The organism is Roseateles saccharophilus (assembly GCF_031458095.1).
In the GTDB taxonomy this organism is placed as follows: Bacteria; Pseudomonadota; Gammaproteobacteria; order Burkholderiales; family Burkholderiaceae_C; genus Pelomonas; species Pelomonas saccharophila_A.
Genome location: NZ_JAVDXU010000001.1, coordinates 1,403,648 through 1,413,055, shown reverse-complemented (window position 1 = coordinate 1,413,055; position 9,408 = coordinate 1,403,648). Strand labels below are relative to the sequence as shown.

Sequence of the window (9,408 nt, the reverse complement as noted above, 5' to 3'; positions counted from 1 at the left end):
TTGCTCCCGCGCCACTTCGGGTTTCCCCGTAATTTTCCCGACCCTGGCGCCCTCGATGGATACCGCTCTCGTTCTCTTTCTGATCCTTCTCAACGGCCTGTTCGCGATGTCGGAGATGGCCCTGACCGCCAGCCGCAAGGCGCGGCTGCAGGTGATGGTGGAGAGCGGCGAGGGCGGGGCGCAGGCCGCGATGGACCTGCACGACAACCCCACCAAATTCCTGTCCACGGTGCAGATCGGCATCACCGGCATCGGCGTGCTGAACGGCATCGTCGGCGACGCGGCCTTCTCGGGCCCGCTGTCGCGCTGGCTGACCGAGACCTTCCACCTCAATCCTCACGCCACCGACATTGCCGCCACGGCCCTGGTCGTCGTCATCATCACGCTGCTGACCATCGTTTTCGGCGAGCTGGTGCCCAAGCGCGTCGGTCAGATCTATCCCGAGACGGTGGCCCGCCTCGTCGCACCGGCGATGAACTTCCTCTCCTTCGCCGCGCGGCCGCTGGTGAAGTCGCTGAGCTTCCTGACCGAGGCGACGCTGGGCCTCATGGGCCTGCGCAACAAGGGCCAGCGCGGCGTGACGGAAGAAGAGATCGCGGCCAGCCTGGAAGAGGGCCTGGATGCCGGCGTCATCGAGGAGCATGAGCACCAGATGGTGCGCAATGTGTTCCGCCTGGACGAGCGCCAGATCGGCTCGATGATGATTCCGCGCGCCGAGATCGCCTGGCTGGATGCCGACGCGACGCCCGCCGAGGTGCTTGCGGTGCTGCGCGAGCACGGCTTCAGCCGCTATCCAGTCTGCCGTGGTGGCCTGAGCGAGGTGCTGGGCGTCGCCAATGCGCCGGCCCTGCTGGCCGACATGCTGGAAGGGCAGCCGCTGGACCTGACGTCGGGCCTGGAGTCGCCGCTGTTCGTGCCCGAGACGCTGTCTGGCATGGAGCTGCTGGAACATTTCCGCGTCTCGGACGCGCCCCTGGTCTTCGTCGTCGATGAGTACGGCGAGGTGCAGGGCGTGATTGCCGTGCGCGACGTGCTGGAGGCCATTGCCGGGGAGTTCAATGCCCCGAGCGATGGCGACGCCTGGGCGGTGCAGCGCGAGGACGGGAGCTGGCTGATCGACGGCCTCATCCCCGTGCCCGAGCTGAAAGACCGCCTGGAGCTGAAGGAACTGCCCGAAGAGGACCGTGGGCGCTACAACACCCTGGCCGGCATGATCATGCTGCTGCTGGGGCGCTTGCCGCGCACGACCGATGTCGTGGAGTGGGACGCGTGGAGATTCGAGGTCGTGGACCTCGATGGCAAGCGTGTGGACAAAGTGCTGGTCAGTCGTCTGGCCGAGGAAACGAGAGAGAGAGAAACATGAGCAACCCCCCGATGTACGGCGAGCTGGCGCCGCTGGATCGTGATGTCCACAAGAACCTGAAGCTGGACACCGACCAGTCCGTCGTGGCCCGCGTGGCCGACCAGAACTCGGTCTTCCTGGCCGCGGTCGAATTTGCCGACGCCTGCAAGGAGCACCCCATCGTCTTCGTGCGCGCCGGCCAGCCCGGCCCGGACGGCAAGACGCCCGTCGCGCCGCTGGCGGTGCTGGGCCTGCGCCCCGGCTCCAACCTCTTCATCGAGGACGGCAAGTGGACCGGCAACTATGTGCCGGCCTATGTGCGCCGCTACCCCTTCGCCATGGCCCGTCTGGACGACAAGGCCGACAGCATGGCGGTCTGCTACGACACCAAGTGGCCGGCCTTCAACGAGACGACCGGCGAGGCGCTGTTCAAGGACGGCCAGCCCACGGAGTTCCTGATGAATGCCAAGGCCTTCCTGGAGAACTTCGAGCAGGAAGCCGAGCGCACCCGCCTGATCTGCAACCTGCTCGTCGAGCTGGACCTGCTGCAGGACATGCGCTTCGAGGCAACCCTGCCCAATGAGGAAAAGATCGACGTCGAGGGCTTCATGGCCCTGGACGAAAAGAAGTACGCCGAGCTGGCCGACGACAAGGTGCTGCAACTGCATCGCAATGGCCTCATCGCCATGATCGAGATGCACCGCCTGTCGCTGACCAACATGAACCGCCTGGTGGGCAAGTACGCGGCCTGATCCCGCGGCGGCCAGCGCCCCGAGGCCACGCTCAGCGTGGCCTTTTTCTTGGCCGCTTGGCTATGCTGGGTCGATGAAGCTTGCCGCCGAGCCCGGTTGCGCCGCGCTGTTCGAGCCGCCTGCTGTCGGGCAGGCCCTGCTCGAGGTGCAGGCCGCCGTGGCCCTGGCCCGCGCCGAGGCCGGCCTGCAGTCCTGGGCCTCGGCACGCGAGGTCGAGGCGGCCCGCCACCTGCCTGACCCGCTCAGCCAGGAGCTGCTGGATGTGGCCCTGCTGATGCAGACGCGGCGCGCCCTGCGTCTGCTCGAGGCGCAGGCCTTGGCGACGGCCCAGGCCTTGCTGGCCCTGGCCGATGCCCGCGATCCGTCGCGCCTGCCGCGCGCCTGGCTGGCCCTGGGGCTGGGCCTGCTGCTGGGCGGCATCGAGCCCTTGCGCCGTGCGGCCGCGGGACTGCAGCTGCCGCTTGGCGGCGACAAGGCAGTCGCTGCCATCCTGGCGCGCAACCTCGGCCTGGCCTTGCCGCAGGCCGGCCGGCCGGGCCCGGGTCCGGGTCCGGGCCTGCTCATCGATGCCTGCCGGTCGGTGGCAGCGCTGGAGCAGGCCCTGCAGCGCATCGGCCCGGGCGAAGCCCCTGCGCAACCGACCTTGCCGGACGAGGCCGAGGCCGAGCGCCTGCTGGCCCACTGGCGCCATCGCCTGCCGCATCTGCTGCCCCAGGCCTATGGCCACGAGGACCCGCGCCTGCCGCCGGAATGAGCCGTTTGGCCGCCTTGGCTGCCCCTGTCGCATTTCCGGGTGACGGGGTAAACCCCGAAATCCCACCCATTTAGATGTATCGGTCTGTGAGCTTCAACGAAATTTGGCCTTTCAATCCCTAGACTCCGCCGCTCGGCGCGTTGGGCGCCAAGGATGCTGTAGATGATCCCTACCTTTGAAGAAAGCCGCCGCACGCCGCTGAACCCCCTCGGCGGCCCGCCGCTGGAGCTGGACAGCGATTTCGGTGCACTCGAAGGGGACGCCTACGACCTCGTCGAGCGTCGCTACGGGGATCGCGGCCTTGCGATGACGAAGGAGCGCTACAGCAGCCGCGACGTGGACGGTGACATCGTTTGCACCGCCCGCAATGGCGAGCAGATCGTCGGTACGCTGTCGGTGCGCTTTGACGGCGTGGGCGGCCTGCACGCGGACGCGCTGTTCGAAGCCGAACTGGCCGAGTGGCGCTCGGCCGGCGTCAAGCTCTGTGAATTCGGCAGCCTGGCCGTGGACCGCCACTCCCACAACGCCAAGCGCGTGCTGGCCCAGGTCTTTCACCTCGGCTATCTGCACGCCCACCGCCGCGCGCGCTGCGAGCGCCTCGTCATCGAGGTCAACCCGCGCCACGTCGCCTTCTATCGCCGCTATCTGGGCCTGCTGCCCTACACGACGGCCCGGCACAACCCGCGCGTGAATGCGCCGGCCGTGCTGATGAGCATCGATTTCGCGACGGTGCGCGAGCAGATCGCGCTCTGGGGCGGACGGCCTGAGCTGTTGACTCAGGCCCGCTGCCTCTACCCGTTGGCCTGGGACGAGGCCACCGAGGCGGCCATGCTGGCCAAGCTGCCCTGAGCGGTCTGGGCCGTCAGCAGCGTCCGTCCCGGCGCCATGCCGGCGAGCAGGTCTGCGGCCAACGGTGCCGTGGCAAATTCCTGACGCAGCCGCTGCAGCAGATCCTCGCGATCCGGTAGCGGCGCGCCGCAGGAGCAGCGCGCCGCAATGGCGCGGTCCAGCGCGCCTTCCAGGCCATTGCACTGCACCGAGAACGAGGTGTGATGGGGCTGGCCGTGGCGGTCGGTCCAGGTGGCCACGACGCGCAGCACCGGTCCGGTCGTGCGCGTCACCCATTCAAAGCGGATGCCGGCGGTGCGCGTGCGGCTGCGCCGCATCAGCCGCCCTGTGCTGCTGCCGCCGGGCCGGCGAGCCTGCTCCAGGCGCATGTCGTTCAAGAGGCGTCCGGCAGCAGCCATGTTGGCGGTGCTGGCCATGGTGGAGGTGGCCATGGTGTCAATCGTCATCTCAAGACTCCGAGTTGCTGAATAAACCCGCCAATCCAGGGCAAACGGGGTGCCAGCCTCACAGCAACGGCTCTACCAGCCGGGCAAATCCCTGCAGCAGGCGCTGGCCCAGGCCGCGTCGGGCCCATTGGGCGGGGTCGATGCGCTGCGACACCGTCAGGTCGCGGGCGAACAGGGCCTGCATCTGCTGGCCGAAGTCGTCGCCCAGTACGATGACGTCGATCTCGTGGTTGCCGACGATGCTGCGCCAGTCCAGATTGCTCGAACCGACACTGGAATAGACGCCATCAACGACGGCCGTCTTGGCATGCATGACGGATCCCGACATCTCGTGGATCTGCACGCCGGCCTCCATCAGCTGGGCGTAGCGTGAGCGCGCGGCGTGCAGCACCAGGGACACATCGCTGCGCCCCGGCAGCACGAGGGAGACGGCCACACCGCGGCGCGCCGCATCGCAAAGGGCCTGGATCAGCTCCGGGCCGGGCGCGAAATAGGCCATCGTCAGCTGCACGCTGCGCTCGGACGCGTCGATGGCATGCAGCAGGGCCGTGTAGCTGGGGTTGATGCCGGCTGCGGGGTCGCCCGCCACCAGCTTGACGACGCGCTGGCCGGGCAGGGGCACGCGGGGCGTCGGCGCCGCGGCCAACTGGCCCTTGCAACCCTGCTGGGCCCAGGATGCGCTGAAGACGGCGGCCAGGGCCGACACGACGGGTCCGCGCAGTTCGATCTGGGTGTCACGCCAGCCGCGCTTGTCGGCATCCTCTGGTGGGCGCTGACGGCGCGCGCTGCCGAAGGAGCCCTCGGCGTAGACATTGCTGAGGTTGATGCCGCCCGTGAAGGCCACATCGCTGTCAGCGGCCAGCATCTTGCGGTGATTGCGCTCCAGCACGCCCCAGTGGCCCGGCCGCTCCAGCGGGTTCAGCGGGTTGAAGGCACAGACCGCGATGCCGCCCTGGCGCAGGCGCTCGAAGAAGGCGCCGTCGGTGCCCACCGAACCGAGGCTGTCGTACATCAGCGCCACCTGGACGCCCTCGGCGGCCTTGCGCAGCAGCAATTCGCCCACTTCGGCCGCGACGCCCTCGTCCTCGACGATGTAGAACTCCACCAGCAGGCGCTGGCGCGCGGCGGAGATCGCGGCCTTCATCGCGGCGAAGGTGGCCGGTCCGTCGACCAGCAACTTGGCCGTGTTGCCGCGCAGCAGCTGTGCATCGCCCTGGGCCGCCAGCACGCCGAGATGGCGTTCGAACAAGGCGCCATTGCCTTCGTCCCGCACGCGGGCCAGGTCCCGGGCCTCGGTGGCCTCGGACACCGGGCCGTTGCGGCCCTGCAGGGTGATGTGATTGGCGGCCTGCTGGGGTGGCAGCGTCTTCACCTGCCGGTTCTGTTCCGGCAGCGTGCCGCAGGCCACCGCACCCGCCAAGGCGATTGCCGCTGCGAGGGCCCGAGCCCAGCCGCCGAGGCGCCAGCCGCCAGATTGCTTCATGAGGCCCTTATGAATGCACCAATGTTGAGCAATCACGGCAAGCGACGTGCCCGCGCCGCGCGAAGGCCCGCTCGATTGCGCGGCGAAACGGGAAGAAGGCGGGCAGGTCACCGGTAGAACTTGCAGCAAGCCTGCCAAAGCCGCGCCGGCCCTGCCTCAGACCCGGCCAACGTTTTGTAACGAGGGCTTGCCCATAGCAATGCATAACGCTACGGTGCCTGCTCGCGGGCCGGCAGTTGGCATGCCCGCGGACGACCGGGATTTCTCCCGGCGCTGTCGAATGTGTTGAAGAATGATCGGTGCCGAAGCCCCTCGGCGCCCGTAACCACGTTGGAAGGAAACGATGCCGCATGCCCTGGTAGTGGACGACGACCACGATTCGGCCGCCTCGCTGCGCGAGCTGATTGCGGGCGAGCAGTTCACCGTGGCGGTTGCCCACAACATGCGGGACGCCCGCCGGCAGATTTCGCTGCAGCAGCCCGACATCCTGCTGCTCGACCTGCGCCTGCCCGATGGCAACGGCATGGACCTGCTGGCCGACCCCAAGCTGGTCGCCAATTCCGAGGTGGTGCTGTGCACCGGCCACGCCAGCCTGGAAACCTCGCTGCAGGCCCTGCGCCTGGGCGCGGCCGACTACCTCGTCAAGCCCGTCAACCTGAAGCAGTTGCAGGGCGTGCTGTCGCGCATCATGAAGCCGGCGACCCTGCAGGCCGAGGTCGAGGACCTGGCCGCTACCTTGGACGAATCCGGCCATTTCGGCCATCTCTGGGGCCGTAGCCTGCCGATGAAGCGCATCTACGAGCAGATCTCGCGCGTGGCGGGCACCAGCGTGTCGGTCTTCATCACCGGCGAATCCGGCACCGGCAAGGAGGTCGTCGCCCAGACCGTGCACGACCTCAGCCGCCGCCGCAAGCAGCCCTTCCTGGCCGTCAACTGCGGCGCCATCAGCCCCAACCTGATCGAGAGCGAGATCTTCGGCCACGAGAAGGGCAGCTTCACGGGCGCTGAGCGCCAGCACCAGGGCTTCTTCGAGCGCGCCAGCGGCGGCACCCTGTTCCTGGACGAGATCACCGAGATGCCGCTGGAGCTGCAGGTCAAGCTGCTGCGGGTGCTGGAGACCGGGCGCTTCATGCGCGTGGGCAGCACGACGGCGCTGGAGACCGATGTGCGCATCGTGGCGGCCACCAACCGCCTGCCCTACCAGGCCGTGGCCTCGGGCAAGCTGCGTGAAGACCTGCTCTACCGGCTCAACATCTTCCCCATCGCGCTGCCGCCGCTGCGCGACCGCGTCACCGACATCCCGTTGTTGGCCAACCACTTCCTGGCCGCCATCAGCGAACAGGAAGGCGTGGTGCGCCGCTTCACGCCGGCTGCCGTGGCAGCCCTGGTCGGCTATGCCTGGCCTGGCAATGTGCGCGAACTGCGCAACGTCGTGCAGCGCGCCTATGTGATGGCCCAGGGCGAGCTGATCGACGAGACCTGGCTGCCCGGCGGCGAGGAGGCTGCGGGGGCTTCAGCCTGGGGCGCCCTGGGGCCGCAGGAGGCGCCGGCCGCACCGCCCGCCAGTGCACCGGCCCCGCGCCCGGCCGAGGTGCGTGGCGCCGATGCCGACGTGCCCTTCATCACCCTGCCCATTGGCTCCAGCGTGGCCCAGGCCGAGCGCGCCCTGATGCTGGCCACGCTGCGCCACTTCAACCACCACAAGGAGCGCACGGCCGCGGCCTTGGGCATCAGCCTGAAGACGCTTTACAACCGGTTGAAGGAATACGCGGCCGAGGGCGCCCAGCCGCCGGACTGCAACACCACGCAGCAGGACTGACGCTGCGCGCCGCCGGGCGCGCCGATTGCCGTGCATCCTGTCCCGACATCTCCATGAAGGACAGGCCATGGGTCACTCCGATCTGATGCACCAAGCCGCCGATGCGGTGACGCCGATGCTGCGGGATGTGAGCTCGCGCGTTGCCCACGCTTCCGACCGCACCCTGGGCTATGTGCGCAATGAACCCGTGCGGGCGGCCATCGCCGCCGCGGCGGTGGGAACCCTGGCATTTGCGCTATGGCATCTGCTGAGCTCGCGCAATTCCCGCTGACGGCGCAGGCCTTGGTGGCCAGGCTGCCGCTGCTGACTCAGCTGGCCGATTTCCAGCGTGCCCTGAACGAGGAGTTCGACAGCTGCCGCCATGGCGCCCGCTACCGGCCCGGTGCCGGGCTGCTGCGGCTGAGCTCGGGCATCGAGTTGCTGTGCCAGCTGCAGCAGGAATTGCTGCACCCCGCGCTGGCCGCTTCCCGGCCCCAGCCCTGGCCGGCCCTGGACCGGGCGATGGAATCGGTGGTGGCGTTGCGCGACCTGGTGGCCTTGGGCGGTCGCGCCGCCGATACCCAGCAACGCGCCCTCATGGCCCTGCTCGAAGGCCTGGTCCAGTTGCACTTCGTCAGCCTGGACGAATTGCTGGCCGAGGTCGATGCGACGTCGCTGCCGTGGGAAGAGCTGGAGCGCAGCACCGAAGCGGCGCTGCTGCAATGGCGGGCGGACAGCGGCGGTGTCGAGAACCTGTACGCGGTCGGCTAGGCGTGCGCGTCCATCAACGCTGGCGAGCCAGCCGGCTGGCCAGCGGCGCCAGCACGCGCTCTCGGCTGGGTGCCGCTGCGGTTGAGTGGCCGCCGAGCAGGGCGGCGTAGCGGCGCGTCATCTGCGTCAGCACGCGTGGCCAGTCCTGGCCCTGGGCGCGGGCCAGGGCGGTGCGGCGCCAGGCGGCGTTGTTGCCGCCGAGGCTGGCTTCCAGCGCCTCGGCCCAGGAACCGGCGCGTGGACGGTCCACCAGCAGGCCCGCGTCCTGCGCCAGCTCCGCCAGGCCGCCAGCGCCGGCGACGACGACCGGCGTGCCGCAGGCCATGGCCTCGAGTACACCCAGGCCGAAGGTCTCCTGGTCGCCGGCATGCACATAGGCATCGCAGCTGGCCACCATGCGCGCCAGCTGCTGGCCGTCCTGCTCGGGCGGCAGCACCAGCACCTGCTCGCCTACCGGCGCTGCCGGCCCGGCGCCAACGGCCAGCAGCGCATGGCCGCGGCCCAGCAGGGCGACGGCATCGGCGAGCAGCTGCAGCTTCTTCTCCGGCGCGAAGCGGCCGGTGTAGATCAGCAGCCGCGTGTCCGCGGCCAGGCCATGGTCGAGGCAGAAGCGCTGCCGCCAGGCGGGGTCCTGGGCGCAGGGCGTGAAGATCGAGCAGTCCACGCCCAGCGGCTGCAGCGTCACGCGCGGCACGCCCCAGGCCTGCAGGCGCTGGGCCATGCTGCGGCTGGGCGCCATGACGAGGTCGAAATGGCGATACAGGTTGACCAGATAGCGTCGGGCCCAGCGCTGAGCGCCACGACCCAGGCGCGCCGCCAGCTCGGGCAGGTCGCTGTGGCAGAAGGCCACCGCCGGCACCTGGAGTCGCTCGGCCGCGGCCAGCGCGGCCCAGGCCAGCACATAGGGGTCGGCCGATTCGATGAGGTCGGGGGCGACGAATTCCATCTGCCGCAGGGCACGGCCCCGGCCCAGCACCAGGCGGTAGCCGCCGCTGTACGGCAGCGGCAGGCCGCCGCAGTCCAGCAGGCCCGGTCCCTGGGCGCCAGGCGCCATGACGGTGTGGCGCCAGCCCAGGCTGCGCAGCCGGTCATGCTTGGCCATCAGCACCCGCCGCACGCCGCCGGTGGGGGCCCAGAACATCGACACGTCCAGCAGATGATGGCCCACACCAGGGGTCGCTTCCGGGTGCTGCTGTTCGGGCATGAGGGGGTT

At 69.4% G+C, this 9,408-nt stretch carries 10 protein-coding genes; 7 read left to right on the top strand and 3 right to left on the bottom strand.

Annotated elements, in window-relative coordinates:
* The first annotated feature begins 55 nt into the window (after positions 1–55).
* The 4 genes from J2X20_RS06540 (at position 56) to J2X20_RS06525 (ending at position 3,697) form a co-directional block, all read left to right on the top strand.
* Positions 56–1,363, top strand: coding sequence for a hemolysin family protein (locus J2X20_RS06540; RefSeq protein WP_310262517.1), 1,308 nt, complete (start codon positions 56–58; stop codon positions 1,361–1,363).
* Complete coding sequence (locus tag J2X20_RS06535) at positions 1,360–2,094, top strand: SapC family protein (protein ID WP_310262514.1); 735 nt, start codon at positions 1,360–1,362, stop codon at positions 2,092–2,094. Before J2X20_RS06540 ends, J2X20_RS06535 begins: the two co-directional genes overlap by 4 nt.
* Before the next feature lie 73 nt (positions 2,095–2,167).
* A complete protein-coding gene (locus J2X20_RS06530) occupies positions 2,168–2,848 on the top strand; it encodes a hypothetical protein (protein ID WP_310262512.1) in 681 nt (226 codons plus the stop codon).
* A gap of 162 nt (positions 2,849–3,010) precedes the next feature.
* The gene (locus J2X20_RS06525; RefSeq protein WP_310262509.1) at positions 3,011–3,697 is read left to right on the top strand and encodes an N-acyl amino acid synthase FeeM domain-containing protein; all 687 of its coding nucleotides are present in this window, start codon (positions 3,011–3,013) and stop codon (positions 3,695–3,697) included.
* Here J2X20_RS06525 and J2X20_RS06520 read toward each other — a convergent pair.
* Complete coding sequence (locus tag J2X20_RS06520) at positions 3,640–4,143, bottom strand: hypothetical protein (protein WP_310262506.1); 504 nt, start codon at positions 4,141–4,143, stop codon at positions 3,640–3,642. The two genes, J2X20_RS06525 and J2X20_RS06520, sit on opposite strands and share 58 nt — an antisense overlap.
* 58 nt (positions 4,144–4,201) lie before the next feature.
* Positions 4,202–5,626 (bottom strand): phospholipase D-like domain-containing protein, encoded by a 1,425-nt coding sequence (locus J2X20_RS06515; protein WP_310262503.1) that lies wholly within the window; start codon positions 5,624–5,626, stop codon positions 4,202–4,204.
* A gap of 343 nt (positions 5,627–5,969) precedes the next feature.
* Between J2X20_RS06515 and J2X20_RS06510 the strand changes: the two genes are divergently transcribed.
* From J2X20_RS06510 to J2X20_RS06500, 3 genes are all read left to right on the top strand, one after another.
* Positions 5,970–7,445, top strand: a complete 1,476-nt coding sequence (locus tag J2X20_RS06510; RefSeq protein ID WP_310262501.1) for a sigma-54-dependent transcriptional regulator — start codon at positions 5,970–5,972, stop codon at positions 7,443–7,445.
* A gap of 67 nt (positions 7,446–7,512) precedes the next feature.
* Entirely contained in the window at positions 7,513–7,716 is a 204-nt protein-coding gene (locus J2X20_RS06505) for a hypothetical protein (RefSeq protein WP_310262499.1), read from the top strand.
* Complete coding sequence (locus J2X20_RS06500; protein WP_310262497.1) at positions 7,683–8,195, top strand: hypothetical protein; 513 nt, start codon at positions 7,683–7,685, stop codon at positions 8,193–8,195. The genes J2X20_RS06505 and J2X20_RS06500 overlap by 34 nt, the downstream gene beginning before the upstream one ends.
* A gap of 13 nt (positions 8,196–8,208) precedes the next feature.
* Here J2X20_RS06500 and J2X20_RS06495 read toward each other — a convergent pair whose 3' ends face one another.
* On the bottom strand, positions 8,209–9,399 hold the full coding sequence (locus J2X20_RS06495) for a glycosyltransferase (protein WP_310262494.1): 1,191 nt from the start codon (positions 9,397–9,399) through the stop codon (positions 8,209–8,211).
* Positions 9,400–9,408 lie beyond the last annotated feature (9 nt).

What these genes read in the sequence shown, in the direction of transcription:
- J2X20_RS06500 (WP_310262497.1), top strand. Translation starts at nt 7,683, where the DNA reads ATGGCATCTGCTGAGCTCGCGCAATTCCCGCTGACGGCGCAGGCCTTG.
- J2X20_RS06535 (WP_310262514.1), top strand. Translation starts at nt 1,360, where the DNA reads ATGAGCAACCCCCCGATGTACGGCGAGCTGGCGCCGCTGGATCGTGAT.
- J2X20_RS06520 (WP_310262506.1), bottom strand. Translation starts at nt 4,143, where the DNA reads ATGACGATTGACACCATGGCCACCTCCACCATGGCCAGCACCGCCAAC.
- J2X20_RS06530 (WP_310262512.1), top strand. Translation starts at nt 2,168, where the DNA reads ATGAAGCTTGCCGCCGAGCCCGGTTGCGCCGCGCTGTTCGAGCCGCCT.
- J2X20_RS06515 (WP_310262503.1), bottom strand. Translation starts at nt 5,626, where the DNA reads ATGAAGCAATCTGGCGGCTGGCGCCTCGGCGGCTGGGCTCGGGCCCTC.
- J2X20_RS06510 (WP_310262501.1), top strand. Translation starts at nt 5,970, where the DNA reads ATGCCGCATGCCCTGGTAGTGGACGACGACCACGATTCGGCCGCCTCG.
- J2X20_RS06495 (WP_310262494.1), bottom strand. Translation starts at nt 9,399, where the DNA reads ATGCCCGAACAGCAGCACCCGGAAGCGACCCCTGGTGTGGGCCATCAT.
- J2X20_RS06525 (WP_310262509.1), top strand. Translation starts at nt 3,011, where the DNA reads ATGATCCCTACCTTTGAAGAAAGCCGCCGCACGCCGCTGAACCCCCTC.
- J2X20_RS06505 (WP_310262499.1), top strand. Translation starts at nt 7,513, where the DNA reads ATGGGTCACTCCGATCTGATGCACCAAGCCGCCGATGCGGTGACGCCG.
- J2X20_RS06540 (WP_310262517.1), top strand. Translation starts at nt 56, where the DNA reads ATGGATACCGCTCTCGTTCTCTTTCTGATCCTTCTCAACGGCCTGTTC.